We start from the raw sequence: 25,616 nt of genomic DNA, 5'->3' as shown, positions 1-25,616 counted from the left end.
CCCCCGGACTTTCAACGTTGAAGCCAATGGACAGCCAGAATTAGAAATTCATCTCAGCCGCTTGGACTTTTTCCACTTGTTTTTTCTTGAGAACTAACAGAATCTGAGTTAGCATCACCAGGGCAAAAAATGCCAGCAGACCTTGAATCCGAGTCGAACTTTGGAGTACGATTTCAGTATCATCTTGACCAAAGCCACCCACATTAGGATTATTGGTTAATGAATCACCAGCCGCCACAGGTTGACCCTCAGAAACAATCAACTCAGGACCAGGAGGCACAGTTTCCACCACAGAATCACCCTCAGCAGTAGTGATAGTTACCTGGTAGCCAACATATTCTTCCTGAGTAATTTTGGTGATAGTTCCACCCACAGAGGCTTTATAAACCGTGTTATTGCTGGCATTACCCGCCGGGTAAAGTTGACCACGACCCCGGTTTCCGCCAGCGTAGACGGCATATTTACCAAAGTGGATAGACTTATCAGTAGCTGGATCTGGAGACAGAACCGGGAAGACAATTTCTTGGTATTGATCGCCAGGAATTGGACCAACGATCACCACATTTTCTTGATCAGCACTGTAGGGTTGGAAGTAAAGACCACCGACTTCCTCGGCGATCTCTTCAGGAATGCGATCGGCAGGAGCAATTTTAAAGCCTTCTGGAAGCATCAACACCGCTCCCACATTCAGAGCGCCTTTGCTACCATCACCCAACACCTGCTGTACATTAGTATCATAGGGGATTTTCACCACAGCCTTAAACACCGTATCAGGTAAGACAGACTGGGGAACCTCTACTTCTGTAGGTTTAGCAGCCAAGTGGCAGTTAGCACAAACAATACGGCCTGTAGCTTCTCTGGGAGTTTCTGGGGCAGTTTCCTGAGCCCAGAAAGGATAAGCCGCAGCACTCTGGGGTAATACCAAATCCCCGGCTAGGAACAGCCCTGCGGTTGCCACTGCAACTAATAACACCCGCAAAGTTGCCCCAATACCACGACGCAGAATTGCGAATCGGTCAGTGTTTGACATCGGAATGTTCTATCTCTCTCAAAATGTAAATTATCATTAGATCACAGATTGGGGATAGATCTTATTACCATCCCCCCTCTGAGTCTCAATTAAGCCCACCAGGGAGCTTCATTGGTGCGGAAATCGGTTTCAGTCCAGGGAATGAAACTTACTTTGTCGTCCACAACTTCGGTGTGAACCAGCGCCAAGGACAGGGGAGCCGGACCACGCACTACCTTACCAGTAGCATCATACTGGGAACCGTGGCAGGGACAGATAAATTTATTCTCGCTGCTGTTCCAGGGAACCACACAACCCAGGTGAGTACATACCGCATTCAGGCCATATTCAGCCAGGTTGCCATCATTTTCAATCACTAGGTAGGTAGGATCACCTTTGAGACCTTGAGCCAAGACGCGATCGCCTACATTATGAGTAGCCACAAATTGGCTGACTACTACATCATTACCCAAAGCATCTTTGGCGATCACACCGCCACCTGCTCCCCCAGTTGAAGGAGGAATAAAATATTTGACGAAGGGATACAGCGCACCTAGGGCCACCCCGGTTGCTGAACCAAAGGTCAGCAGATTCATAAATTGGCGACGTCCCATACTCGGAACATCAGAGTTAGCAGAAATTTGAGTCATGATCGACGCAGTTTGTCTGTGTTATGTTACTTGATCTTTACAAGTGCGAGACGTTCAGGCATGAAATAGGGTTGCAATACCCGAAATAACCGCCTGGTGAGGATTTCAACCCCTTGGTTGAATATAAGGAGCGCACTCCTGACCATCCTCATAACTGTTTATATGTCCCAAAGCGAAAGCAAGGCAGGGAACTCAAGGTCAATCCCACAAAGAAAATCGCAATACTCAATTATACAACATGGAGGATTAAAACCACTTGGGCGATTGTGGGAAAGAGTAACGGCGATAGCCACCCCCAGTTTCAGGATACACAACCCGTCAGATTGAAGCGGGGAACGGAAGGCGTGAGGGTAACCTATTCCCAATAATCCGACCACTGCCAACCATCCATGACTAAGGAAATCTGAATGTTCCGACTTGAACCATCGTAAATAATAAGCAGCGAAATAGGTTGATACGCTGCGCTCAAAAGAGCAAAGGGAAAAGTAGGAGTATTTGTAAGCTACCTACACAGACCTTTAAAAGTACCTCGGTGGATAGGACAAGTCTAAAGATGGAATGCCCATATAAACGGAACGTTATAAACCCTTTTAGGCTCTGATAATCTGGTCGAGAGAGTCAGTAGTGAAAAAGTGTAAGCGTATGCCTATTAGGGGGTGAGATGTGACCAGAAGCCAACGCCCGGCTGTAATGGACGGGATATGCTAACGGGTCACGGTTTGATTGCAAGGATAGAGTCGAGTAGGAGTCAAAATGACGAAATCGAGAGAAGGTAAAGGCTTCGATAAACGGAGACCTACTAAGACTACGAATGGATGGAGAAGTATCAACTGGGCTAAGGTTCAGCGATACGTCTTTAAGCTCCAAAAGAGGATATTTCAAGCAGCTAAATCGGGACAGGACGCAAAGGCAAGAAGGTGGCAACGTCTATTGGTGAAGTCATATTATGCCCGACTCTTAGCAGTGCGGCTGTAGGGGCGGGTTCCACGGTCAGCCATGCTTCCCAACAGTCAGCTTAATAAACCCGCCCCCCAAGATAATCAACGCAAGAAAACGGCTGGAGTCGATGGAGTAAGAGTAATCTCTCCAAGACAAAGGTTTGAGCTTGTTAAGAACATTAAGGGAAACCTCAAAGCAAAACCACTGCGACGGGTGTGGATTCCAAAACCCGGAATGGATGAAAAACGCCCTCTAGGAATACCCACAATCCAGGATAGAGCAAGGCAAGCCTTGGTTAAATCGGCACTCGAACCTGAATGGGAATCGAGATTTGAAAGCAACAGCTATGGGTTCCGACCCGGACGGTCAGCCCATGATGCAATATCCAGAATCTTTCAAAGTATAAACAAAGGAGGTTATTACATACTGGATGCAGATATAGCAAAATGCTCTTACCGTGAACCATGAATACCTACTTTCCAAAATTCATTGTCCAAGCAGTCTAAAGAGAGACCTGAAACAATGGCTCAAAGCAGGCGTGCTAGATAACGGCGTTTTCGATGATATAGCACAAGACAGAGAAGTTAGGACGTATAATGGCAAGGATATCTACAGAAGACCCAAAATGCCAGCCCCCTACAGTTACGACCTTAGACAAAAAGTTATTAATGCAATTGAACTAGACGGTATACCCAAAACCGAAGCCAGTCAAGTTTTCCATGTCAGCAGGAACACCATCAATCTCTGGCTGCAAAGAAAAGAACACACCGGCGACTTCCTCCCTAAACTTAATCGCCCACCTGGTCATAGCCACCAAATTACCGACTGGCACAAATTCAAGGCTTTTGCCTAAGAGCATGGCCACAAAACCTCCGCTCAAATGGCTCAACTTTGGGATGACGACATCTATCCTCGCACCATATCCAGAGCCTTGAAGAAAATTGGCTTCACCAGAAAAAAAAACTTACGGCTACCAAGAACGTGATGAGCAACAGCGAGAGGAGTTTATTGCTCAGATTGAACAGATGGAGCCGGAAGGGTTGGTTTACCTCGATGAAGCTGGCATCAATAGTCAAGACTCGGATTATCCTTATGGTTACTGCGAGGAAGGACAACGCTTCCATGCCCTCAAATCCGGGAAGAGGCAGGGCATGAGCATGATTGCGGCATGGTGTCATCAACAACTCTTAGCTCCCTTTAGCTTTGAGGGTTGTTGTAATCGGACAGTGTTTGAGTTGTGGTTGGAGTTCATCTTAATTCCAACATTGAAGCCAGGTCAGACTCTAGTATTGGACAATGCAACGTTTCATAAAGGGGGGCGGATTGCTGAACTGGTGGAGGCAGCTCAATGCCGTTTACTCTATCTACCACCTTATTCGCCAGACCTCAACAAGATAGAGAAATGTTGGTCGTGGCTGAAAGCCCGTATTCGCCACTGCATTGAGCAGTTTGATTCTCTCCATGATGCCATGGATTCCGTTCTCAAAGCTGCGTCCTAACCACCTTGACTAATGCTATATATCCACACCGTGACTAGTGGGCATATCCTAACCATTACAATTAAGCCTTAGCTTTCAGTCACATCCCTTCCCCTTAAAGGCTTACGCTTACACTTTTCACTACTCCACAGGTATAGCACAAGACAGAATACTTAGGACGTATAATGGAGAGGACGAGATGACTAAGAAGACCAAAAATGCCAGCCCCCTATAGTTACGACCTCAGACAAAAAGTTATTGATGCCATTGAACTAGACGGTATGCCCAAAACAGAAGCCAGTCAAGTTTTCCATGTCAGCCGGAACACCATTAATCTCTGGCTGCAAAGAAAAGCACAGACCGGAGACTTCCTCCCTAAACCTCATCACCGACCTGGCAATAACCACAAAATTACCGACTGGGAAAAATTCAAGGCTTTTGCCCAAGAGCATGGCCACAAAACAGCAGCTCAAATGGCTGAACTTTGGGATGACGACATCTCTCCTCGCACCATATCCAGAGCCTTGAAGAAAATTGGCTTCACCAGAAAAAAAAACTTACGGCTACCAAGAACGTGATGAGCAACAGCGAGAGGAGTTTATGGCTCAGATTGAACAGATGGAGCCGGAAGAAGTGGTCTACCTCGATGAAGCCGGCATGAATAGTCAGGACTCGGATTACCCTTATGGTTACTGCGAGGAAGGAAAACGCTTCCATGCACTCAAATCAGGGAAGAGGCAGGGCAGGGTAAGTATGATAGCCGCATGGTGTCATCAACAACTCTTAGCTCCCTTTAGCTTTGAGGGTTGTTGTAATCGGACAGTGTTTGAGTTGTGGTTGGAGTTCATCTTAATTCCAACATTGAAGCCAGGTCAGACTCTAGTATTGGACAATGCAACGTTTCATAAAGGGGGACGGATTGCTGAACTGGTGGAGGCAGCTCAATGCCGTTTACTCTATCTTCCGCCTTATTCGCCAGACCTCAACAAGATAGAGAAATGTTGGTCGTGGCTGAAAGCCCGTATTCGCCACTGCACGTGAGCAGTTTGATTCTCTCCATGATGCCATGGATTCCGTTCTCAAAGCTGCGTCCTAACCACCTTGACTAATGCTATAGTTAGGCAGACAATATCATCAAATAGAATAGTGTCTGATATGGTGGTAGCGCCTGTAGCAGAAACACCTATAGCACAAGACAGAACACTTAGGACGTATAATGGAGAGGACGAGATGACTAAGAAGACCAAAAATGCCAGCCCCCTATAGTTACGACCTCAGACAAAAAGTTATTGATGCCATTGAACTAGACGGTATGCCCAAAACAGAAGCCAGTCAAGTTTTCCATGTCAGCAGGAACACCATTAATCTCTGGCTGCAAAGAAAAGCACAGACCGGAGACTTCCTCCCTAAACCTCATCACCGACCTGGCAATAACCACAAAATTACCGACTGGCAAAAATTCAAGGCTTTTGCCCAAGAGCATGGCGACAAAACAGCAGCTCAAATGGCTGAACTTTGGGATGACGACATCTCTCCTCGCACCATATCCAGAGCCTTGAAGAAAATTGGCTTCACCAGAAAAAAAAACTTACGGCTACCAAGAACGTGATGAGCAACAGCGAGAGGAGTTTATGGCTCAGATTGAACAGATGGAGCCGGAAGAAGTGGTCTACCTCGATGAAGCCGGCATGAATAGTCAGGACTCGGATTACCCTTATGGTTACTGCGAGGAAGGAAAACGCTTCCATGCACTCAAATCAGGGAAGAGGCAGGGCAGGGTAAGTATGATAGCCGCATGGTGTCATCAACAACTCTTAGCTCCCTTTAGCTTTGAGGGTTGTTGTCATCGGACAGTGTTTGAGTTGTGGTTGGAGTTCATCTTAATTCCAACATTGAAGCCAGGTCAGACTCTAGTATTGGACAATGCAACGTTTCATAAAGGGGGACGGATTGCTGAACTGGTGGAGGCAGCTCAATGCCGTTTACTCTATCTACCACCTTATTCGCCAGACCTCAACAAGATAGAGAAATGTTGGTCGTGGCTGAAAGCCCGTATTCGCCACTGCATTGAGCAGTTTGATTCTCTCCATGATGCCATGGATTCCGTTCTCAAAGCTGCGTCCTAACCACCTTGACTAATGCTATAACTAGTTGCGATACCATGCACCCTCACTGAGGAAATGCACTTTCACTTCATGGTTGAAATCTAATGTTAGTTTACTCAAATCTAGCTGACGACTAGAAACAAATGAGGGGTCTAGGGCTTGATATTCGGTGTGGATATAGTCATTAAAAACACCGGAGTTAATCAGCCCTTGAAAGTGTTCATCGGCTCGTTGAATAGTGAATGCAGCAGCGGAACCAGCAACGGCTAGGGTAGTTGTGACGGCTGTAAATGCTGCAAGGATTGTGGATTTCATGGGGGTTGGTCTCCGTAAGTTTTAAGATAGCAGTTCAGTAAGATGCGAGTCCTGGAAGATTCATAACTTTTTAGCTGATGACTCTATTATGGAAAAGTTATCAGTTCTTTGTCCAGCCAAATTGGCAATCTTTACTAAATCTTTAAATAATTTATTTGTTTTATAAAGATTATGCAAATTTTTTAGTGAAAATACGGAGATTTTGGGGGGGATATCCCCCCCAGGGGGGTATAAATAATCGCTCATAAAAACTCCCTCACCCCCCTCTGTCCCTGTGGTATAGGGAGCCATAGAAGGAGGAGAGGGTTAGGATAAAGGATAAACTGCTATATTGAACTGAAATCAGATCTCCTATTTCTCGATTTTGGCGACCTCTAGTAGGGTCTTGAGTAGAGAATCAGGGTTGAGGCTAATTGAATCAATCCCTAAGTTTACCAAAAATCGGATAAATTCAGGATAATCACTGGGGGCTTGACCACAAATACCAATCTTGCGATCGTAACGTTTCGCCGTTTGAATGACCATTTTAATCATGCGTTTAACGGCTTCGTCGCGTTCATCAAAAATGTGGGCTACCAGTCCGTAATCACGATCTAAACCGAGAGTTAACTGAGTTAAATCATTGGAACCGATAGAAAAACCATCAAACACCTGGCAAAATTTATCAGCCAATAAAACATTGCTGGGTAACTCACACATGACATAAACTTGCAGACTATTTTCGCCGCGTTTTAAGCCATGTTTTGCCATTTCTGCTAAGACCTGCTGACCCTCTTCGGGGGTGCGACAGAAAGGAATCATGGGAATGACATTAGCTAATCCCATTTCATCGCGAACCCGCTTGATCGCTTGACATTCCAAGGCGAAGGCTGGGCGATATTTGGGGTCAGTATACCGAGACGCACCCCGCCAACCAATCATGGGGTTTTCTTCGAGGGGTTCAAATTGTCGCCCTCCCAGCAAATTGGCGTATTCGTTACTTTTTAAATCACTCATGCGTACAATGACGGGTTTGGGATAAAAAGCAGCAGCAATAGTGCCAATTCCTTGGGCGAGTTGACTAACAAAATAGTCGGGTTTGCTATTAAATCCGGCGGTGAGTCTGTCAATTTCCTGGCGCGCGGTTTCATCTTGGAGTTGGTAAAAGTTAATTAAGGCGAGGGGATGGACTCGGATCTGATTAGCAATGATAAATTCTAGTCGCGCTAGTCCTACGCCGTCACAGGGTTGAGAAGCAAGGCTAAAGGCTTCGGCTGGGTTGCCAATATTGAGTAAAATTTGGGTGCGGGTTTTGGGTAAATCGTCTAATACGGTTTTGGCGATCGCAAAAGGTACTAAACCCTGATAGACTTTACCGACTTCGCCTTCGGCGCAGGAAACGGTTACGGCTTGACCGGTGCGTAAGATATCGGTAGCATTACCACAGCCGACAATGGCGGGAATGCCCATTTCTCGCGCAATAATCGCCGCATGACAGGTGCGACCGCCGGAGTTGGTAATAATGGCGGAGGCTTTTTTCATAATTGGTTCCCAGTCGGGGTCTGTTTTTTGGGTAACTAAAATTTCGCCGGGTTTAAATTCATGAATGCGCTGGACATTAAGCAAAACGCGGGTTTTACCTTGACCAATACGATCGCCTACAGCGCGACCCTCGACTAAGACTTCTGCTGTACCTTGGAGGTGATATTGTTGCCAAATGCGATCGGACTTTTGAGATTGGACTGTTTCGGGACGCGCCTGGACAATAAATAATTCCCCAGTTTGGCCGTCTTTCGCCCATTCAATGTCCATGGGGGAATAACAGCCCCGAATTTGGTTATAGTGATCTTCGATAATTTGCGCCCATTTAGCCAGCTTGAGAATTTCCTCATCACTTAGGGCAAATTTTTGTTTTTCGGTTTCTGGGACGGGAATAAGGCGGGTAGCTTCCTGGCGATCGTAAACCATTTTCACGGCTTTACTACCCAGACGCTTGGCGATAATGGGTCGAAAACCCTCCCGCAACATGGGTTTAAATACCATGAATTCATCAGGGTTGACAGTCCCTTGGACTATGGTTTCCCCTAAGCCATAGGCGGCGGTAATGATGACGGCATTTTTGAATCCGGTTTCTGTATCAATTGAGAACATTACCCCGGAAGTGGCTAGGTCCGATCGCACCATTTTTTGTACGCCAATAGATAGGGCTACATCAAAATGATCGAAACCTTGGAGGCTACGGTAAGAAATAGCGCGATCGGTGAATAGGGAGGCGAAACATTTGCGGGTCGCTTCTAAAATTCCCTTGATACCGTGAATATTTAAATAGGTTTCCTGTTGTCCCGCAAAGCTGGCTGATGGGAGATCTTCAGCGGTGGCTGACGATCGCACTGCTACATCTGTTTCATTACCATATAGGTCGCACAGTTGTTTATAGGCTATGGCGATCGCCTGTTCAAGATCGGGGGGTAACAAGGTATTAACAATTAGCGATCGGGCTTCTTTCCCCCGCTGGCGCAGGTTTTTAATATCTTCAATATCCAGACCAGCCAATAACCATCGCAACTCACTTTCCAAACCGCCATATTCAATAAAATAGCGATAGGCTTCGGCGGTGATCGCAAAACCCTGGGGAACATTAATTCCCCGCAATTCCAGTTGTTGAATCATCTCCCCTAGGGAAGCATTTTTACCACCCACTAGGGGAAGGTCAGCAAGTCGCACATCTTCAAACCATAAAATCAGAGTTTTGTTTTGCTTAATCTGGGCTTTTTTATTGGCAAATAGTTTTAACATGGGCTGAAACACTCCAAATTAAAGTGGCCGTCATCAAGTTGGCGGCTTCCGGTTTATCAAATTTAATCAGAAACAAATGAAGGACGGGATGGAAACCCTTAATCCTCCTGGGTTACGAGTTTTAGGCAGTTATTGAAAATGGTTTTTACCTTGATCCCCAATTTTATGCGGTCACAGAAAACCGGTTTTCAGGGATTTCTTATCTAGGTGAACGATTAAACGTTATTTTTTTGGTGGCTACTTTTATTATATGTCTTTTCTCATAAAACGACATCTCCTGATCACCCTCAGCCATAGTTACCAGACTAAAATTATGGTGAATTGTCTGGAATATAGGTTATTCTTAAAAAAGATTAAGCGGATCAGGAGCTTAAAATGAAAGTTAAGAAATATTACGAATCCGTTGCCCCCTATGGACGGGAACAGTGCGCTGAGATCATTTGTCCCATTCAGTTTTTAATGGATATCATTGGTAGCAAATGGTCAGTCCAAATTTTGCGGGAGTTATTCCGAGGCGACATGAGAACCCATGAATTGATTGAAGCCTTACCAGGTATCAGCACAAAGACCCTGACTATCCGATTGAGAGAGTTAGAAAAGTATGGCTTATTAATCCGTACCGTTTACCCAGAAATCCCTCCCCATGTGGAATATTCTCTAACTGCTAAAGGTCGGGAACTAAAACCTGTAATTTTGGCCATGAAACAAGTGGGGGAACAGTGGCTACACCAGGAAAGTTGTATATGTGCTTTGGAATTGAGCGGCTAGAAAAATCCGATGATTTTTGATACAATTCTGGAAGAGTTGGTAAAGTGCGATCGCTTTTCCATGATGCCAGCCCTCAATAGCCCCCTTTTGTACAAAAATCGAGTCTGCTGTGACTGATAATCCTCGCCAATTAGCTTTTGTCACCCTCCGAGACATTCAACGACGGGGCGCATTTGCTGATCTAGTTTTAGATGAAAAGTTGCGTCAGGCTGATCTCAAAGATGCCGATCGCCGCCTGGGAACAGAATTAGTTTACGGTTGTACCCGACGCAGGCGAACCCTCGATGCAATTATTGATCGCCTAGCCAAAAAACCCGCCCACCAACAGCCGCCAGATCTGAGAATTATTCTGCATTTAGGATTATATCAACTCTCCTTTAGCACGAATATTCCCCCGTCGGCGGCGGTGAATACCACTGTAGACCTAACCAAAGTCAACCACTTATCAGGTTTAGGCGGGTTTGTTAATGGTCTCCTACGTCAGTATTTGCGCCTGTTGGAGGCGGGAAATTCCCTCGAGTCAATTTTGCAGTTACCGGAAAATCCCGTTTCTCGGCTGGGTATTCTCCACAGTTTCCCCGACTCGATGATCAAATTCTGGTTGGAGGAGTTGGGGGAGTCTCAAACTGAACAACTCTGTGACTGGTTTAATCAGTCCCCTAGTTTAGATTTAAGGATTAACCCCCTCTCGACTACGTTGGAAACGGTGGAAACAGCCTTTCAACAACGGGAAATCATCGGATCGCCTATTCCCAAACTTCCCCAGGGTTGGCGATTATCTTATGGTGTGGGGGCGATCGCCAATTTACCGGGATATGATCAAGGTTGGTGGACGGTTCAGGACGCATCCGCCCAACTGGTAGGATATGTGGTAGATCCTCAGCCTGGGGAAATTATAATTGATGCCTGCGCCGCCCCCGGCGGAAAAACTACCCATATCGCAGAACTGATGGGGGATAATGGTAAAATTATTGCTATTGATCGCTCCCCGGGACGGCTAAAACCTTTACAACAGAATATTAAGCGCCTCAAGTTGCGATCGATTCAGGTGGAAGTGGGAGATAGTCGTCATTTTCCACAATATAATAATACAGCCGATCGCGTACTATTAGATGCACCTTGTTCTGGTGGTGGGACCTTGCATCGGCGGTCTGATGCGCGTTGGCGACAAACTCCCGATCAGATTCGGCAATTGTCTCAACTTCAGGCAGAATTATTAGAGATGGTCAGTCATTGGGTGAAGCCGGGAGGGGTGTTAGTTTATGCCACTTGTACTTTACACCCCCAGGAAAATGAATGGGCGATCGCATCTTTTTTAAGTCGTCATCCCACCTGGCGTGTAGAGGTTCCTAATATAGATCTTCCGGTGGAACCGACTAAGGAAGGTTGGCTGAAAATATGGCCCCATCGTCACCAAATGGATGGATTTTTTATAGCTAAACTTAGGCACTTATGTTCTACTACTACGGCCGAAAAAAGCAAATAGCAAAGCATTATCCTTCTCCTAATTTTGAGGCGATCGTGGAACCTTTTGCCGGTTCGGCAGCTTATTCATTGTACCGAGAAAACTGGCAAAAAGATGTTTTTTTAGTAGAAAAGATGAGAGCGTCTCCGAGATTTGGAAATGGTTAATTGAAGAAGCAACGCCCCAAGTAATCAACAATTTACCTGACTTAGAAATCGGCGAAAAGAGTTCCGAATTTCTTCATATTATTCATGCAGCCACGAAAATGGCATTTCACTATAAAACTATTAAAGTGACTGCGGTTCTAGCTAGAAATTGGCAGATTAGCAAAAGATATATGTGCGAAAACTTATTTAAGATTAAGCACTGGAAGATTATCTGTGGAGATTATACATTAGCCCCCGATATAGAAGCAACTTGGTTTATTGACCCACCCTATAAAGACGCTTCTGGGGAAGGTTATCGCTATGGAAGTAAACTCATTGATTATCAAAAACTAGCCACATGGTCTAAGAATAGGAAGGGAGAAGTTATATTTTGTGAAGGTCATTGTGGTGATTATCTACCGTTCAAGCCATTGCTATACTTAAAAGGTGTAGCCGGAAAAACTAGCAAGGAAATGATCTACTATCGTTCCGATAGTGACCCTCAGCTTTTAGCTAAATCGAAAATTTCATAATCATCTGATAAACCTGTTTATATAGATAGTCATCAATTAAGGCTACCCAACCTGCTGCCATTTTCTGTTTACCACTTACTTTCATCCCCGTTACTTTAGTGTTTCTACCTCGTGTCCCACTAATATTTCCCCAATCATCTTGAGTCAGATTATTAGCATAAAAGATAGCCGTAACTTTGGGATAGTTAAAATCCTTTTCATTGAGGACAAAATCCCAAACTAATCCCAATAACTCTTTTACTTCTTGATGATGAGCTTGCCAGGTAATTCCCTCTAAAGCATTGATTCTTGGTTGTCCGGCTCTGAGATTTGCACCTTTAGTTATATTTCCAATAGTACACTTCACCTCTAAACCCACAGGATAATTACGCAATTCTTCCTCCGGCGAGTTTTCACTTCCCTTGGGGATAAGATCGGGATGTCCTTTCTATATGGGGTTAACGATCGCTTCTGTTACTTCGGCTATAGACTGGCAAAACATGGAACCAACAATCGAACTTGTAGTTTTATAATCAATATTTTTATAAACAGCCGCCGGAATAGTTTCTAGGAATTGATTTGTTTGGGACAGTGCTGAATCTATATGTCTAGCATTGACTTCAAATCCCCCCAAAATATGGAAATTAGGATTAATAATGTATGTCATATAATGCTCGTTCAACTTCAGCTATCAAAACACTAGCAGTAGTGTTTAGAGATTGGGAAATCCGAAACAAGACAGACAAAGTGGGTGATTTTAAACCACGTTCTATCTGGCTGACATAGGTACGATGTATACCTGCTCTGTCCGCGAGTTCTTCTTGGGAAATCTTTGCTAGTGTTCTGTACTTAATCAGAACTTGACCTAAAGCCTTGTTAATCTCTGTCATACTGAAATTATGTCAGCTACAGATACCCTGAGTCTACAGACAATAGTATTCAAATCAGTGCGATCGCCCAATAGCAGATCAGTATGAGGACTGAACCCAACAATATTAGTGGATGGATCTTAGAGAGTGTCAAGGATCGAGATAAAATAGGTGTAAAGTCCAAAAAATACCTGATATGCACTTGATTCTATGTCATACCACAGCAGATTTTGACTCCTTGGGGGCGGCGGTAGGTTTAACTTGCCTGTATCCAGGTAGTAGAATAGTGCTGACGGGGGGATCTCATCCAGCCGTGCGGGATTTTTTGGCTTTGTATCGAGATGAGTTTCCATTGATTGAAAGGCGATCGGTTAATCCTGACCGGATCTGTAAATTGTCGGTGGTGGATACCCAAAATCGCGATCGCTTAGGGAAAGCAGCCGAATGGTTAGACTTACCGAATTTGGAAATCCGGTTGTATGACCATCACCCTCACCTAAAATTAGATATCCCCGCTACCTGGACTCAAATTGAAGCGGTGGGGGCGACTACTACTTTGATTGTAGAGCATTTGCGAGCCATGGCTAACCCTGTGGTTCCCCGACCAGCAGAAGCCACAGTCATGGCTTTAGGTATTCATGTGGATACCGGATCGCTAACCTTTGACCATTCTACTCCACGGGATGCGATCGCCTTAGCTTGGTTAATGGAACAAAATCTCAGTTTATCTGCGATCACCGAATATGTAGAACCCGGCTTATCCCCTACCCTACAGGACTTATTAACCACAGCTTTAGAAACTCTACATCAATCAACTGTCAAAGGTCACACCATATCCTGGGTATTATTGGAAACTGATGATTATGTACCAGGTCTGTCTAGTTTAACCTCCGAATTATTAGACCTGACCGAAAGCGATGGATTATTACTAGCTAATCAATATCGAGTCCGTAGTGGTGGGGAGAAACGATTAACTATTATTGGGCGATCGCGCATTGATCAAACCGACCTCAACCGTCTATTTCATCCCCTCGGTGGTGGTGGTCATCCCCGCGCCGCTTCCGTCACTTTACGAGATGTCGATCCGCAGTCTACCTTAGAAACTCTGGTAACTAATTTTAAGGCACAAATTCCCCCATCACCTACCGCTAGGGAATTAATGTCTTCCCCAGTACGCACTATTCGCCCCGAAACCAGCGTCGGGGAGGCTCACCGTATACTACTACGTTATGGTCATTCAGGGCTATCTGTTTTGGACGATAACCATCAACTGGTGGGGATTATCTCCCGTCGTGATATCGATATCGCCTTACATCATGGTTTCAACCATTCGCCAGTTAAAGGTTATATGACTCCCCAACTGCGGACAATTACCCCGGATACTTCACTACCGGAAATTGAGTCAATTATGGTAACTTATGATATTGGTCGGTTACCCGTTTTAGAGAATGGCAATTTAGTCGGAATTGTCACCCGCACCGATGTTTTAAGGTTACTTTATCAACAGCATTGTCTACCCAAACCTACCCCCCGCCGAGGTTGTATTCCCGGTTCTACTTGTAGTACCGTTGATGAACTTTTACAAGAACGTTTAGCCCCCGAACTTTGGCAAATTTTAGCCAAAATTGCCGAACTTAGTCAACAGCGAGGTTGGCAAATTTATCTAGTCGGTGGGGGAGTGCGAGATTTATTGTTAGCTGAATCTACCGACAATCTATTATTACATGATATTGATTTGGTGGTTGATGGTTGCTATCACAATTCTACCAATAATATCTCAGATGAGGCAACTATGACCATTTCTCCCGCTGTGGAGCTAGCGCGATCGCTACAAGAATATTACCCACAAGCGCGACTAGAAGTGCATGGTCAATTTCAAACCGCCGCCTTATTGTGGCATAATCACCCCGTTTTAAACTCCCTTTGGATTGATATTGCTACTGCTAGAACCGAGTTTTATCCCTATCCGGCGGCTAACCCGGAAGTCGAAGCAAGTTCTATTCGTCAAGACCTCTACCGTCGCGATTTTACTATTAATGCTTTAGCTTTGAGATTAAACGAACCTAACTCCGGGGAATTATTAGACTTTTTTGGGGGGGTTAAAGATTTGGAATTACGAGAAATTAGGGTATTGCATCCTCATAGTTTTATTGAGGATCCTACCCGCATTTATCGCGCCGTCAGATTTGCCGTGAGACTGGGTTTTAGTCTGGAACATCACACTAAAGAATATGTCGATTATGCCATTAATAGTGGTATTTATGACCGCCAACGACAACAACGCAATTCTGCCAAAATTCCGGCTTTGGAAGCTAGGCTAAAAAGTGAGTTAAAATATATCCTGCAAGCCCCCTATTGGCAACCAGCTTTACATTTATTAGGGGAGTTAAAAGCCCTGCGCTGTATTCATCCTACTTTGGAGTTAAATCAGCTTCTCTGGCGGCAAATTAGAACCGTAGACCGCTGTTTAAAACGGTTTGACCCTAACCACACTCTCGCCCATTGGCAAATTCGCCTCGATGTGTTAATCGCCGCTTTGTCTCCCGAATATCGCCGGGAAGTTGCCGATATTTTTCAGTTTAATTCTCAGCAAGTAGACCGTTTATTAAACTTGGAAAATGCTCAAACTCGAGTGGCGGATTTATTGCCAAATTGTCAGCAGCCTAGCGATTATTTTCGGGTGTTTGAACCCTACGATTTGCCCATGTTGATTTTAATTGCTTCCCATTCGCCTCGGTGGGTGAGAAAGCAAATTTGGAGATATTTAAATCATTGGTGGAATGCTAAACCTATTCTCAATGGTAATGATTTGAAAAAGTTGGGATATAAACCTGGACCCAAATTTCAAGTTATGTTAAATGACTTGCTAAATGCTACCTTAGATGGTATAATATCGGATACTGTGGAGGCGACAAAATTTATCAGCGATCGCTATCCCCATTCCCGCAGTTTACCCCGTGAAACTCAGTCGTAATTATCACTAATGTTCATTGCTCAAAGCATCAATAACTTGCCGCGAACAATGAACAATAATAATAAATTACCGCGTTGGCTAATCAACCCTCTCCAATTGCCAGAGGATTTGATTGCCTTCCCGTCTAACCCGGGAAACTTCCCAATTTCGCCACGCCCAGTTATCGCCGCGACTGGTGACCGCACTAGCGTTAATATCCATTAAATCAGCAAGTTCTGAACTACTGATCAAATAGCCTTTACTAGCAATTTCGTCGGCAATATGCAGGGTTTCTATGAGATTCCTAAGTTGATTGACTCGAAATTCCCGGGGTAAACTCTCATTGGACTCGTTGATTGGCTCAGTCATAGCAAAATTTGATACAGCAAGATTAGAGTCTATCACAAGAAATTGTATCTTGAGATTTGGCAATCGGTCAGTTATCTTTGAAACAATTGCCAAAAATTCAGTTGAAATTTGGGAAAAATCCCCAATTTCAGCCTGGTGGACTAACTCTCACGGTGATGCCCGATAACGGCCCTAGGCTGAACAATAACAGTGAACTGTTCACCCTTTCACTGTTCTAATGGATTGACCACAGACCCCATAAATAATATAGTGCCACTGTCCAACTCTCTAATTATAAACATAAATGGTCGATTAATATGAATGCGATCGCGGATGGAACTTCTACTTCCGACGATTACCCCAGTGGCGGCTGATGCTTCTGTGCCTTTTTCATCGACATTGACAAAGGCTTGATGCACCACATCATATAAAAAAAATGGTTTTTCGGAACTGATACCAGAAAAATCAGCAGTTTCCGTAAAAGCTGATTCCATACCCATATAACTGAGGGTTGACTTGAGATTAAACGATGAGCTAAAATTAAACTTGGGTAGCCATATTTCTAGGTTCACATATTCCAGCCTGTGCAGCCAGTTTTGGAAATTGGCGATCGTCATATTTTGTGCGAAAGTCGGCAGGTCAGTTCCTTCCGCCGGTAGCAGAATTATCATTGATAAATTGCCATCCGAATAGGGAAGTTCAATTATCTGAACTTCCGGTAAACTATGATAACTAATAGATACATTAGGATGGTGCATCATCGGCACCGAAATAGTTTCTCCTGATGGTAAATTAAAGATGCCATCTTGAGTATATTTCTCGGGAAAAGGTGATAACCAGTCTCCCGAAAAATAAACGGCATTGGTCAGAATCAGTCGGGTTAATCTATCTAAAATTCCCGGTGGGATTAGGTCAGTAATTTTGTGGTTAGTTTCTTGGCTTACCCAATCATTAATAATTTGGCGGGATTTTTCATGATCCCCCATAAAATCCACTTGATTTAACTGTGCATTATAATGATTTTTGGTAATTTGTAAAAAAGGTTCCTGAAACCTATAGCCAGACTGTCCCCACAGACGATTAACTAAGTATAGTTGGGAAGAGTTGCGGCTTTTAATATCATTAAGCAGACTGGTAAATTCCGGGTATAAACTACCAGGAGGCTGAGGGAAATGGAAAACCTGGGATATTTGGATAGCCGTTTGATTTCGTGACCCTTCATAGGTCATAGCCATAGCAGTAGAAAGGCTATAGGGTGAGAAAAATAAATTCCCTGATATTTCCCTTTGAAGTTGGTTGTATAGGTCGATAGCAAATTGGTTATTTTGATTCACGATCGCATTATTATCTACACGAGCAATCTGATATGAGTTAGACTCTGAACTATTGCCAACAGCCTGGGTTATGACTGGTAAACCTACACCCCACAGTAATAGCAGGGAAGCCAATAGGGAACCATTCCGCCGACCCCAAGCTGAAAATTTAGACATTATATGACTAAGTACCATGTTAATTGTTCCATCGTTGACTATTTCCAAATTTACTCATTCCGATTATCACCCAGTTCTTGAAAGTTTGAATAAGTAAGCCCTCTCAGTAGTAAGGTTAAGATCAGGGCGGGTTGATAATTGTTGGTCAAGCTGACCGGATCACCCGACCCTCCCGACAATGATTAATAATTGCCTCCCCTCAACCCAAACCCCACCAGTTAATTATGATTTCAAGGCAGCTAAAACCTGATCATGAATCAATCCACTGCTGACCACTATACCCCGATTGTCTACCATTTTAATGCTAGAAGCAAAATCCAGGGGTTTCCCGTGCATATCTGTGACGCGACCTCCGGCTTCTTCAACGACGATCGCCCCCGCAGCATGATCCCAAATATTTTCCTGGTAATTAGGGTATTTAGGGGAAGGAAGACGCAGATATAAAGCCGCTTGTCCTGATGCTACAACGCCATATTTAGCTTGGGAGTCCATCCGCACCGAGGGGGCGGTAATTCCCGCAGCTTGGGCGATCGCATTTTGGCGAGACTGATCACCGTGGGCGGCTTCCACGCTTTCCACAAAGCGCATATTTTGGGTATTTTCAGCTTTCACCACCTGAATAGGCGTAAATTTTCCCGTAGAAAAGGGCATTTTCATCGACCCTTCCCCCCGCACAGCCACAAACAACATTCCGGGAGTATCTCCATCAATTGCATAAGCCGGACACCCCATAATTCCTAGTTTAACCTCCCCGTTTTCAATTAGGGCTAGTGCGATCGCATATTGGTCTTTTCGCAAAAACCCCTTAGTGCCATCAATGGGATCCAGAGTCCAGAATCGCTTTCCTACACTGCCATTACCATGATCAATCCAGGTAGTTACTTGCTCCGGGGTGGCATCGGGTATAATACTCCTAACATAGTCTGTGACTTTCTCTAGGTTGTTCCCCATTTCCGGGGTTTTCAGGGTAGTAGCATCTTCTTCTCCCACTATCGGATCATCCGGGAAGGCTTCTGAGATAGCTTTACAGATAATCGCCTGGGAACCAAAATCGGCAACGGTTACGGGGCTTTTATCCCCTTTTTCCATAGCCGGGGGAATGGCTTGTCTGACCTGTTCGCACAGGCGAGAGGCGGCGAGTACCGCATCAATAGCGACTTGTTTTTCGCGATCGTAGGGCATAAAAACTCCTGGGAATATAATTAGTTGAGATTTTGTCCTTAAATAGCTTTACACTTGGTCTATCAGTCGTCAAGTTTCTGGGAAATCACCTCCCGGAAATTTTCACCCCCTCACAGACCATCTTTACTGGTATCATTTCAACTCTCAGGAACAGAGGTGATGATTATGCACCAATTACCATGGTGATTTCACGGATTCTGCTGTAAAATAAATTATGTCTTAATCACGGTGATTTTCCCGGCAAAAAATACATGGGGCTATCGCCCTACTAAAAAGCCAGGCAATTCTCATCCCCAAATCCGATTAAGTCTCAAAACAAATCCCGGCAAGACATCGCCGCCTGAGAGTTCTGTGGGCTCCGGCAAAACTTCGATTTCTTGTCCGGGGCGGTAGATTTCTACCCGTCGATTTTGGGGGTCAATCAACCATCCCAGTCGGGCTCCATTTTCCAAATATTCCCCCATCTTTTCTCGCAGTAGGGATAAGCTATCGGTAGGCGATCGCAATTCCACCACGAAGTCAGGACATAAAGGAGCGAAACCGCGACGCATATCGGGTGTCAGCGCCTCCCAACGGGGGCGACTCACCCAAGAAGCATCAGGGGAACGGATCGCACCATTGGGGAGGATAAATCCGGTCGAGGAGTCGAACCCTTCCCCCAATTCCGGGTGGGCTTCCACCCAAATTCCCAGTTGGGTTGTCAAGCTAAAATTTCTTTTTCCCGATTCGCTCCCTGCGGGTGGGTTCACAATCAATTCTCCTGTAGCTGTCCGTTCCAATCTTAAATCGGGGTTGGCGGCGGCGAGCGCCTGGAATTGTTCCAGGGTGATGTGGAGAAGGGTGGAAGGGGGGAGTTGCAGGGAGAGAGTGCTGTGCATCAGATTTCCTCCGGGAATGTGGGCGGATATTCTTCATGGTAACTTGCCAGATGCTGGGAAATCCTGGCATTTGCTTAGGATTGGGTTATCATATTCCCAGAGAGGGAAACACCAGATGAGTTGAGAGGGAGATGAGCAATGGTTTCTCAGCCAAAAATAGCAACTCAGCATGAAATTATCTATCCTGATTCTGACGGTAAACCGATGGCCGAGAATACGATTCAGTTTCGCTGGATTATGACCATATATCACAATCTGGCGTGGTTATTTGCCCTACAGGCGGATGTGTTTGTGGCGGGGGATTTACTCTGGTATCCGGTGGAAGGAAATAATAAGATACGCCAAGCGCCCGATGTTATGGTGGTGTTTGGGGTAGAGAAGGGAGACCGGGGTTCTTACCAACAGTGGAAAGAAAAGGCGATCGCCCCCCAGGTGGTGTTGGAAATTCTGTCTCCGGGGAACCGACCGGGAGAACTGACTCGGAAGTTGTTATTTTACGAACACTATGGGGTGGAGGAATATTATATTTATGACCCGGAAAACAATGATTTGAGCGGGTGTATCCGTTCGGGCGATCATCTGGCTATGATTGAGGAAATGCAGAATTGGGTGAGTCCCCGCCTGCAAGTTCGATTTGAGTTATCCGAGGAGACGTTAACACTTTATAATCCCCAGGGTCAGCCGTTTTCTTCTCCCCTGGAAATCGAGCAACAATTACAACAGGAGCGCTCGCGAGCCGAACAGGAGCGCTCGCGAGCCGAACAAGTGACCGCCGAGTTGGAAGAGGAGCGCCGAAAGACTAAAAGGTTGGAGATGTTGTTGCGGGAAGCGGGGATTGATGGCGATCGCTTATAGAAGTAGAACTGGCTTGTTGCCTGTGTTATAATTCCAGGGTGGGGTAAGGCGATCGCCCTACTAAAAAGCCAGGCAATTCTCATCCCCAAATCCGATCAAGTCTCAAAACAAATCCCGGCAAGACATCGCCGCCTGAGAGTTCTGTGGGCTCCGGCCAAACTTCGATTTCTTGTCCGGGGCGGTAGATTTCTACCCGTCGATTTTGGGGGTCAATCAACCATCCCAGTCGGGCTCCATTTTCCAAATATTCCCCCATCTTTTCTCGCAGTAGGGATAAGCTATCGGTAGGCGATCGCAATTCCACCACGAAGTCAGGACATAAAGGAGCGAAACCGCGACGCATATCGGGTGTCAGTGCTTCCCAACGGGGGCGACTCACCCAAGAAGCATCAGGGGAACGGATCGCACCATTGGGGAGGATAAATCCCGTCGAGGAGTCAAAAGCAACACCCAAGTTTTCGTGGGTTTCATCCCAGCGATCGAGTTGTCCGATAATGCGGCTATTTCTTTTTCCCGATTCGCTTCCGGTGGGTGGGTTCACAATCAATTCTCCTGTAGCTGTGCGTTCCAATCTTAAATCGGGGTTGGCGGCGGCGATCGCCTGGAATTGTTCCAGGGTGACTTGGAGAAGGGTGGAAGGGGGGAGTTGCAGGGAGAGAGTGCTGTGCATCAGATTTCCTCCGGGAATGTGGGCGGATATTCTTCATGGTAACTTGCCAGATGCTGGGAAATCCTGGCATTTGCTTAGGATTGGGTTATCATATTCCCAGAGAGGGAAACACCAGATGAGTTGAGAGGGAGATGAGCAATGGTTTCTCAGCCAAAAATAGCAACTCAGCATGAAATTATCTATCCTGATTCTGACGGTAAACCGATGGCCGAGAATACGATTCAGTTTCGCTGGATTATGACCATATATCACAATCTGGCGTGGTTATTTGCCCTACAGGCGGATGTGTTTGTGGCGGGGGATTTACTCTGGTATCCGGTGGAAGGAAATAATAAGATACGCCAAGCGCCCGATGTTATGGTGGTGTTTGGGGTAGAGAAGGGAGACCGGGGTTCTTACCAACAGTGGAAAGAAAAGGCGATCGCCCCCCAGGTGGTGTTGGAAATTCTGTCTCCGGGGAACCGACCGGGAGAACTGACTCGGAAGTTGTTATTTTACGATCGCTATGGGGTGGAGGAATATTATATTTATGACCCGGAAAACAATGATTTGAGCGGGTGTATCCGTTCGGGCGATCATCTGGCTATGATTGAGGAAATGCAGAATTGGGTGAGTCCCCGCCTGCAAGTTCGATTTGAGTTGTCCGAGGAGACTTTAACACTTTATAATCCCCAGGGTCAGCCGTTTTCTTCTCCCCTGGAAATCGAGCAACAATTACAACAGGAGCGCTCGCGAGCCGAACAAGTGACCGCCGAGTTGGAAGAGGAGCGCTCGCGAGCCGAACAGGAGCGCTCGCGAGCCGAACAAGTGACCGCCGAGTTGGAAGAGGAGCGCTCGCGAGCCGAACAAGTGACCGCCGAGTTGGAAGAGGAGCGCCGAAAGGCTAAAAGGTTGGAGATGTTGTTGCGGGAAGCGGGGATTGATGGCGATCGCTTATAGAAGTAGAACTGGCTTGTTGCCTGTGTTATAATTCCAGGGTGGGGTAAGGCGATCGCTCTACTAAAAAAGCCAGGCAATTCTCATCCCCAAATCCGATTAAGTCTCAAAACAAATCCCGGCAAGACATCGCCGCCTGAGAGTTCTGTGGGCTCCGGCCAAACTTCGATTTCTTGTCCGGGGCGGTAGATTTCTACCCGTCGATTTTGGGGGTCAATCAACCATCCCAGTCGGGCTCCATTTTCCAAATATTCCCCCATCTTTTCTCGCAGTAGGGATAAGCTATCGGTAGGCGATCGCAATTCCACCACGAAGTCAGGACATAAAGGAGCGAAACCGCGACGCATATCGGGTGTCAGTGCTTCCCAACGGGGGCGACTCACCCAAGAAGCATCAGGGGAACGGATCGCACCATTGGGGAGGATAAATCCGGTCGAGGAGTCGAACCCTTCCCCCAATTCCGGGTGGGCTTCCACCCAAATTCCCAGTTGGGTTGTCAAGCTAAAATTTCTTTTTCCCGATTCGCTCCCTGCGGGTGGGTTCACAATCAATTCTCCTGTAGCTGTCCGTTCCAATCTTAAATCGGGGTTGGCGGCGGCGATCGCCTGGAATTGTTCCAGGGTGACTTGGAGAAGGGTGGAAGGGGGGAGTTGCAGGGAGAGAGTGCTGTGCATCAGATTTCCTCCGGGAATGTGGGCGGATATTCTTCATGGTAACTTGCCAGATGCTGGGAAATCCTGGCATTTGCTTAGGATTGGGTTATCATATTCCCAGAGAGGGAAACACCAGATGAGTTGAGAGGGAGATGAGCAATGGTTTCTCAGCCAAAAATAGCAACTCAGCATGAAATTATCTATCCTGATTCTGACGGTAAACCGATGGCCGAGAATACGATTCAGTTTCGCTGGATTATGACCATATATCACAATCTGGCGTGGTTATTTGCCCTACAGGCGGATGTGTTTGTGGCGGGGGATTTACTCTGGTATCCGGTGGAAGGAAATAATAAGATACGCCAAGCGCCCGATGTTATGGTGGTGTTTGGGGTAGAGAAGGGAGACCGGGGTTCTTACCAACAGTGGAAAGAAAAGGCGATCGCCCCCCAGGTCGTGTTTGAAATTCTGTCTCCGGGGAACCGACCGGGAGAACTGACTCGGAAGTTGTTATTTTACGAACACTATGGGGTGGAGGAATATTATATTTATGACCCGGAAAACAATGATTTGAGCGGGTGTATCCGTTCGGGCGATCATCTGGCTATGATTGAGGAAATGCAGAATTGGGTGAGTCCCCGCCTGCAAGTTCGATTTGAGTTATCCGAGGAGACGTTAACACTTTATAATCCCCAGGGTCAGCCGTTTTCTTCTCCCCTGGAAATCGAGCAACAATTACAACAGGAGCGCTCGCGAGCCGAACAGGAGCGCTCGCGAGCCGAACAAGTGACCGCCGAGTTGGAAGAGGAGCGCTCGCGAGCCGAACAGGAGCGCTCGCGAGCCGAACAGGAGCGCTCGCGAGCCGAACAAGTGACCGCCGAGTTGGAAGAGGAGCGCCGAAAGGCTAAAAGGTTGGAGATGTTGTTGCGGGAAGCGGGGATTGATGGCGATCGCTTATAGAAGTAGAACTGGCTTGTTGCCTGTGTTATAATTCCAGGGTGGGGTAAGGCGATCGCCCTACTAAAAAGCCAGGCAATTCTCATCCCCAAATCCGATCAAGTCTCAAAACAAATCCCGGCAAGACATCGCCGCCTGAGAGTTCTGTGGGCTCCGGCCAAACTTCGATTTCTTGTCCGGGGCGGTAGATTTCTACCCGTCGATTTTGGGGGTCAATCAACCATCCCAGTCGGGCTCCATTTTCCAAATATTCCCCCATCTTTTCTCGCAGTAGGGATAAGCTATCGGTAGGCGATCGCAATTCCACCACGAAGTCAGGACATAAAGGAGCGAAACCGCGACGCATATCGGGTGTCAGCGCCTCCCAACGGGGGCGACTCACCCAAGAAGCATCAGGGGAACGGATCGCACCATTGGGGAGGATAAATCCGGTCGAGGAGTCGAACCCTTCCCCCAATTCCGGGTGGGCTTCCACCCAAATTCCCAGTTGGGTTGTCAAGCTAAAATTTCTTTTTCCCGATTCGCTCCCTGCGGGTGGGTTCACAATCAATTCTCCTGTAGCTGTCCGTTCCAATCTTAAATCGGGGTTGGCGGCGGCGAGCGCCTGGAATTGTTCCAGGGTGACTTGGAGAAGGGTGGAAGGGGGGAGTTGCAGGGAGAGAGTGCTGTGCATCAGATTTCCTCCGGGAATGTGGGCGGATATTCTTCATGGTAACTTGCCAGATGCTGGGAAATCCTGGCATTTGCTTAGGATTGGGTTATCATATTCCCAGAGAGGGAAACACCAGATGAGTTGAGAGGGAGATGAGCAATGGTTTCTCAGCCAAAAATAGCAACTCAGCATGAAATTATCTATCCTGATTCTGACGGTAAACCGATGGCCGAGAATACGATTCAGTTTCGCTGGATTATGACCATATATCACAATCTGGCGTGGTTATTTGCCCTACAGGCGGATGTGTTTGTGGCAGGGGATTTACTCTGGTATCCGGTGGAAGGAAATAATAAGATACGCCAAGCGCCCGATGTTATGGTGGTGTTTGGGGTAGAGAAGGGAGACCGGGGTTCTTACCAACAGTGGAAAGAAAAGGCGATCGCCCCCCAGGTGGTGTTGGAAATTCTGTCTCCGGGGAACCGACCGGGAGAACTGACTCGGAAGTTGTTATTTTACGAACACTATGGGGTGGAGGAATATTATATTTATGACCCGGAAAACAATGATTTGAGCGGGTGTATCCGTTCGGGCGATCATCTGGCTATGATTGAGGAAATGCAGAATTGGGTGAGTCCCCGCCTGCAAGTTCGATTTGAGTTGTCCGAGGAGACGTTAACACTTTATAATCCCCAGGGTCAGCCGTTTTCTTCTCCCCTGGAAATCGAGCAACAATTACAACAGGAGCGCTCGCGAGCCGAACAGGAGCGCTCGCGAGCCGAACAGGAGCGCTCGCGAGCCGAACAAGTGACCGCCGAGTTGGAAGAGGAGCGCTCGCGAGCCGAACAAGTGACCGCCGAGTTGGAAGAGGAGCGCTCGCGAGCCGAACAAGTGACCGCCGAGTTGGAAGAGGAGCGCCGAAAGGCTAAAAGGTTGGAGATGTTGTTGCGGGAAGCGGGGATTGATGGCGATCGCTTATAGAAGTAGAACTGGCTTGTTGCCTGTGTTATA

26 protein-coding genes and 2 pseudogenes are annotated in these 25,616 nt (G+C 46.4%); 14 read left to right on the top strand and 14 right to left on the bottom strand.

What is annotated here, in order from left to right; all coding sequences use genetic code 11:
- Positions 1-40 precede the first annotated feature (40 nt).
- Together petA and petC are read right to left on the bottom strand one after the other, a co-directional pair.
- A complete protein-coding gene (gene petA / locus HFV01_RS07440; RefSeq protein WP_006624497.1) occupies positions 41-1,030 on the bottom strand; it encodes a cytochrome f in 990 nt (329 codons plus the stop codon).
- Between the two features lie 89 nt (positions 1,031-1,119).
- Entirely contained in the window at positions 1,120-1,659 is a 540-nt protein-coding gene (gene petC / locus HFV01_RS07435) for a cytochrome b6-f complex iron-sulfur subunit (protein WP_006624496.1), read from the bottom strand.
- A 753-nt stretch (positions 1,660-2,412) separates the two neighbouring features.
- Between petC and HFV01_RS32285 the strand changes: the two genes are divergently transcribed.
- The 5 genes and pseudogenes from HFV01_RS32285 (at position 2,413) to HFV01_RS07410 (ending at position 6,202) form a co-directional block, all read left to right on the top strand.
- On the top strand, positions 2,413-2,634 hold the full coding sequence (locus HFV01_RS32285; protein WP_006624494.1) for a reverse transcriptase N-terminal domain-containing protein: 222 nt from the start codon (positions 2,413-2,415) through the stop codon (positions 2,632-2,634).
- A 21-nt stretch (positions 2,635-2,655) separates the two neighbouring features.
- Positions 2,656-3,066 carry a reverse transcriptase domain-containing protein gene (locus tag HFV01_RS32280; RefSeq protein ID WP_498366157.1) on the top strand — a complete coding sequence of 137 codons (411 nt, stop codon included), beginning with the start codon at positions 2,656-2,658 and terminating at the stop codon, positions 3,064-3,066.
- A 157-nt stretch (positions 3,067-3,223) separates the two neighbouring features.
- Positions 3,224-4,097, top strand: a pseudogene (locus tag HFV01_RS07420) (IS630 family transposase).
- Between the two features lie 197 nt (positions 4,098-4,294).
- Positions 4,295-5,172, top strand: a pseudogene (locus HFV01_RS07415) (IS630-like element ISAtsp1 family transposase).
- 153 nt (positions 5,173-5,325) lie between these two features.
- A protein-coding gene (locus HFV01_RS07410) for an IS630-like element ISAtsp1 family transposase (protein WP_008050487.1) occupies positions 5,326-6,202 on the top strand; the annotation gives its coding sequence in 2 pieces (ribosomal slippage) (positions 5,326-5,655 and positions 5,657-6,202; 876 coding nt in all).
- Between the two features lie 21 nt (positions 6,203-6,223).
- Here HFV01_RS07410 and HFV01_RS07405 read toward each other — a convergent pair.
- Both HFV01_RS07405 and ppsA read right to left on the bottom strand, forming a co-directional pair.
- Complete coding sequence (locus HFV01_RS07405) at positions 6,224-6,496, bottom strand: hypothetical protein (protein ID WP_006623260.1); 273 nt, start codon at positions 6,494-6,496, stop codon at positions 6,224-6,226.
- A 351-nt stretch (positions 6,497-6,847) separates the two neighbouring features.
- Positions 6,848-9,271, bottom strand: a complete 2,424-nt coding sequence (gene ppsA, locus HFV01_RS07400) for a phosphoenolpyruvate synthase (protein WP_006624489.1) — start codon at positions 9,269-9,271, stop codon at positions 6,848-6,850.
- Positions 9,272-9,646: 375 nt separating this feature from the next.
- On the opposite strand from ppsA, the gene HFV01_RS07395 reads away from it, so the two are divergent.
- The 4 genes from HFV01_RS07395 to HFV01_RS07380 all read left to right on the top strand — a co-directional run bounded on the left by HFV01_RS07395 (position 9,647) and on the right by HFV01_RS07380 (position 12,183).
- Positions 9,647-10,039 carry a winged helix-turn-helix transcriptional regulator gene (locus tag HFV01_RS07395; protein WP_006624488.1) on the top strand — a complete coding sequence of 131 codons (393 nt, stop codon included), beginning with the start codon at positions 9,647-9,649 and terminating at the stop codon, positions 10,037-10,039.
- 109 nt (positions 10,040-10,148) lie between these two features.
- A complete protein-coding gene (locus tag HFV01_RS07390) occupies positions 10,149-11,525 on the top strand; it encodes a 16S rRNA (cytosine(967)-C(5))-methyltransferase (RefSeq protein WP_006624487.1) in 1,377 nt (458 codons plus the stop codon).
- Positions 11,492-11,671 carry a hypothetical protein gene (locus tag HFV01_RS07385; protein ID WP_006668736.1) on the top strand — a complete coding sequence of 60 codons (180 nt, stop codon included), beginning with the start codon at positions 11,492-11,494 and terminating at the stop codon, positions 11,669-11,671. The genes HFV01_RS07390 and HFV01_RS07385 overlap by 34 nt, the downstream gene beginning before the upstream one ends.
- Positions 11,672-11,769: 98 nt before the next feature.
- A complete protein-coding gene (locus HFV01_RS07380) occupies positions 11,770-12,183 on the top strand; it encodes a DNA adenine methylase (protein ID WP_006624486.1) in 414 nt (137 codons plus the stop codon).
- Here the strand turns inward: HFV01_RS07380 and HFV01_RS07375 are convergent.
- The 3 genes from HFV01_RS07375 to HFV01_RS07365 are packed head-to-tail and all read right to left on the bottom strand — an operon-like array spanning position 12,164 to position 13,052.
- Positions 12,164-12,556: a hypothetical protein gene (locus tag HFV01_RS07375; RefSeq protein WP_006624485.1), complete on the bottom strand. Its 393-nt coding sequence runs from the start codon at positions 12,554-12,556 to the stop codon at positions 12,164-12,166. The genes HFV01_RS07380 and HFV01_RS07375 overlap by 20 nt on opposite strands.
- Before the next feature lie 54 nt (positions 12,557-12,610).
- Positions 12,611-12,829, bottom strand: a complete 219-nt coding sequence (locus HFV01_RS07370; RefSeq protein ID WP_006624484.1) for a hypothetical protein — start codon at positions 12,827-12,829, stop codon at positions 12,611-12,613.
- The gene (locus tag HFV01_RS07365; protein ID WP_006624483.1) at positions 12,813-13,052 is read right to left on the bottom strand and encodes a helix-turn-helix domain-containing protein; all 240 of its coding nucleotides are present in this window, start codon (positions 13,050-13,052) and stop codon (positions 12,813-12,815) included. Before HFV01_RS07365 ends, HFV01_RS07370 begins: the two co-directional genes overlap by 17 nt.
- A 175-nt stretch (positions 13,053-13,227) precedes the next feature.
- On the opposite strand from HFV01_RS07365, the gene HFV01_RS07360 reads away from it, so the two are divergent.
- Positions 13,228-16,005, top strand: coding sequence for a CBS domain-containing protein (locus HFV01_RS07360; protein ID WP_006624482.1), 2,778 nt, complete (start codon positions 13,228-13,230; stop codon positions 16,003-16,005).
- 78 nt (positions 16,006-16,083) lie between these two features.
- On the opposite strand, the gene HFV01_RS07355 is transcribed toward HFV01_RS07360, so the two are convergent.
- The 4 genes from HFV01_RS07355 to HFV01_RS07340 all read right to left on the bottom strand — a co-directional run bounded on the left by HFV01_RS07355 (position 16,084) and on the right by HFV01_RS07340 (position 19,882).
- On the bottom strand, positions 16,084-16,353 hold the full coding sequence (locus HFV01_RS07355) for a hypothetical protein (RefSeq protein WP_006619157.1): 270 nt from the start codon (positions 16,351-16,353) through the stop codon (positions 16,084-16,086).
- A gap of 206 nt (positions 16,354-16,559) precedes the next feature.
- A complete protein-coding gene (locus HFV01_RS07350; protein WP_006624480.1) occupies positions 16,560-17,822 on the bottom strand; it encodes a serpin family protein in 1,263 nt (420 codons plus the stop codon).
- 222 nt (positions 17,823-18,044) lie between these two features.
- On the bottom strand, positions 18,045-19,004 hold the full coding sequence (locus HFV01_RS07345; protein WP_006624479.1) for a 3'(2'),5'-bisphosphate nucleotidase: 960 nt from the start codon (positions 19,002-19,004) through the stop codon (positions 18,045-18,047).
- Between the two features lie 287 nt (positions 19,005-19,291).
- Complete coding sequence (locus tag HFV01_RS07340) at positions 19,292-19,882, bottom strand: Uma2 family endonuclease (protein WP_006668735.1); 591 nt, start codon at positions 19,880-19,882, stop codon at positions 19,292-19,294.
- Positions 19,883-20,020: 138 nt separating this feature from the next.
- Between HFV01_RS07340 and HFV01_RS07335 the strand changes: the two genes are divergently transcribed.
- The gene (locus HFV01_RS07335) at positions 20,021-20,737 is read left to right on the top strand and encodes a Uma2 family endonuclease (protein ID WP_108614795.1); all 717 of its coding nucleotides are present in this window, start codon (positions 20,021-20,023) and stop codon (positions 20,735-20,737) included.
- A gap of 79 nt (positions 20,738-20,816) precedes the next feature.
- On the opposite strand, the gene HFV01_RS07330 is transcribed toward HFV01_RS07335, so the two are convergent.
- Positions 20,817-21,407, bottom strand: coding sequence for a Uma2 family endonuclease (locus HFV01_RS07330; RefSeq protein ID WP_193520967.1), 591 nt, complete (start codon positions 21,405-21,407; stop codon positions 20,817-20,819).
- A 138-nt stretch (positions 21,408-21,545) separates the two neighbouring features.
- On the opposite strand from HFV01_RS07330, the gene HFV01_RS07325 reads away from it, so the two are divergent.
- A complete protein-coding gene (locus HFV01_RS07325) occupies positions 21,546-22,346 on the top strand; it encodes a Uma2 family endonuclease (protein ID WP_193520966.1) in 801 nt (266 codons plus the stop codon).
- Between the two features lie 80 nt (positions 22,347-22,426).
- On the opposite strand, the gene HFV01_RS07320 is transcribed toward HFV01_RS07325, so the two are convergent.
- Positions 22,427-23,017 (bottom strand): Uma2 family endonuclease, encoded by a 591-nt coding sequence (locus HFV01_RS07320; protein ID WP_193520965.1) that lies wholly within the window; start codon positions 23,015-23,017, stop codon positions 22,427-22,429.
- Positions 23,018-23,155: 138 nt separating this feature from the next.
- On the opposite strand from HFV01_RS07320, the gene HFV01_RS07315 reads away from it, so the two are divergent.
- Positions 23,156-23,956 (top strand): Uma2 family endonuclease, encoded by an 801-nt coding sequence (locus HFV01_RS07315; RefSeq protein ID WP_108614797.1) that lies wholly within the window; start codon positions 23,156-23,158, stop codon positions 23,954-23,956.
- 79 nt (positions 23,957-24,035) lie between these two features.
- Here HFV01_RS07315 and HFV01_RS07310 read toward each other — a convergent pair whose 3' ends face one another.
- On the bottom strand, positions 24,036-24,626 hold the full coding sequence (locus HFV01_RS07310; protein WP_193520964.1) for a Uma2 family endonuclease: 591 nt from the start codon (positions 24,624-24,626) through the stop codon (positions 24,036-24,038).
- A 138-nt stretch (positions 24,627-24,764) separates the two neighbouring features.
- Between HFV01_RS07310 and HFV01_RS07305 the strand changes: the two genes are divergently transcribed.
- Entirely contained in the window at positions 24,765-25,586 is an 822-nt protein-coding gene (locus HFV01_RS07305; RefSeq protein ID WP_193520963.1) for a Uma2 family endonuclease, read from the top strand.
- Positions 25,587-25,616 lie beyond the last annotated feature (30 nt).

Source organism: Limnospira fusiformis SAG 85.79, assembly GCF_012516315.1.
GTDB lineage: Bacteria > Cyanobacteriota > Cyanobacteriia > Cyanobacteriales > Microcoleaceae > Limnospira > Limnospira fusiformis.
The sequence above is the reverse complement of the archived record's forward strand: the minus strand, read 5'-3'. Positions and strand labels throughout refer to the sequence as shown.

Coding starts and splice junctions, on each gene's coding strand:
- HFV01_RS07380 (WP_006624486.1), top strand. CDS start 11,770: ATGGCATTTCACTATAAAACTATTAAAGTGACTGCGGTTCTAGCTAGA.
- HFV01_RS32285 (WP_006624494.1), top strand. CDS start 2,413: ATGACGAAATCGAGAGAAGGTAAAGGCTTCGATAAACGGAGACCTACT.
- HFV01_RS07360 (WP_006624482.1), top strand. CDS start 13,228: ATGCACTTGATTCTATGTCATACCACAGCAGATTTTGACTCCTTGGGG.
- HFV01_RS07315 (WP_108614797.1), top strand. CDS start 23,156: ATGGTTTCTCAGCCAAAAATAGCAACTCAGCATGAAATTATCTATCCT.
- petA (WP_006624497.1), bottom strand. CDS start 1,030: ATGTCAAACACTGACCGATTCGCAATTCTGCGTCGTGGTATTGGGGCA.
- HFV01_RS07350 (WP_006624480.1), bottom strand. CDS start 17,822: ATGTCTAAATTTTCAGCTTGGGGTCGGCGGAATGGTTCCCTATTGGCT.
- HFV01_RS32280 (WP_498366157.1), top strand. CDS start 2,656: ATGCTTCCCAACAGTCAGCTTAATAAACCCGCCCCCCAAGATAATCAA.
- HFV01_RS07320 (WP_193520965.1), bottom strand. CDS start 23,017: ATGCACAGCACTCTCTCCCTGCAACTCCCCCCTTCCACCCTTCTCCAA.
- HFV01_RS07305 (WP_193520963.1), top strand. CDS start 24,765: ATGGTTTCTCAGCCAAAAATAGCAACTCAGCATGAAATTATCTATCCT.
- HFV01_RS07370 (WP_006624484.1), bottom strand. CDS start 12,829: ATGACATACATTATTAATCCTAATTTCCATATTTTGGGGGGATTTGAA.
- HFV01_RS07385 (WP_006668736.1), top strand. CDS start 11,492: ATGTTCTACTACTACGGCCGAAAAAAGCAAATAGCAAAGCATTATCCT.
- petC (WP_006624496.1), bottom strand. CDS start 1,659: ATGACTCAAATTTCTGCTAACTCTGATGTTCCGAGTATGGGACGTCGC.
- HFV01_RS07345 (WP_006624479.1), bottom strand. CDS start 19,004: ATGCCCTACGATCGCGAAAAACAAGTCGCTATTGATGCGGTACTCGCC.
- HFV01_RS07365 (WP_006624483.1), bottom strand. CDS start 13,052: ATGACAGAGATTAACAAGGCTTTAGGTCAAGTTCTGATTAAGTACAGA.
- HFV01_RS07405 (WP_006623260.1), bottom strand. CDS start 6,496: ATGAAATCCACAATCCTTGCAGCATTTACAGCCGTCACAACTACCCTA.
- HFV01_RS07340 (WP_006668735.1), bottom strand. CDS start 19,882: ATGCACAGCACTCTCTCCCTGCAACTCCCCCCTTCCACCCTTCTCCAC.
- HFV01_RS07325 (WP_193520966.1), top strand. CDS start 21,546: ATGGTTTCTCAGCCAAAAATAGCAACTCAGCATGAAATTATCTATCCT.
- HFV01_RS07330 (WP_193520967.1), bottom strand. CDS start 21,407: ATGCACAGCACTCTCTCCCTGCAACTCCCCCCTTCCACCCTTCTCCAA.
- ppsA (WP_006624489.1), bottom strand. CDS start 9,271: ATGTTAAAACTATTTGCCAATAAAAAAGCCCAGATTAAGCAAAACAAA.
- HFV01_RS07395 (WP_006624488.1), top strand. CDS start 9,647: ATGAAAGTTAAGAAATATTACGAATCCGTTGCCCCCTATGGACGGGAA.
- HFV01_RS07310 (WP_193520964.1), bottom strand. CDS start 24,626: ATGCACAGCACTCTCTCCCTGCAACTCCCCCCTTCCACCCTTCTCCAA.
- HFV01_RS07335 (WP_108614795.1), top strand. CDS start 20,021: ATGGTTTCTCAGCCAAAAATAGCAACTCAGCATGAAATTATCTATCCT.
- HFV01_RS07355 (WP_006619157.1), bottom strand. CDS start 16,353: ATGACTGAGCCAATCAACGAGTCCAATGAGAGTTTACCCCGGGAATTT.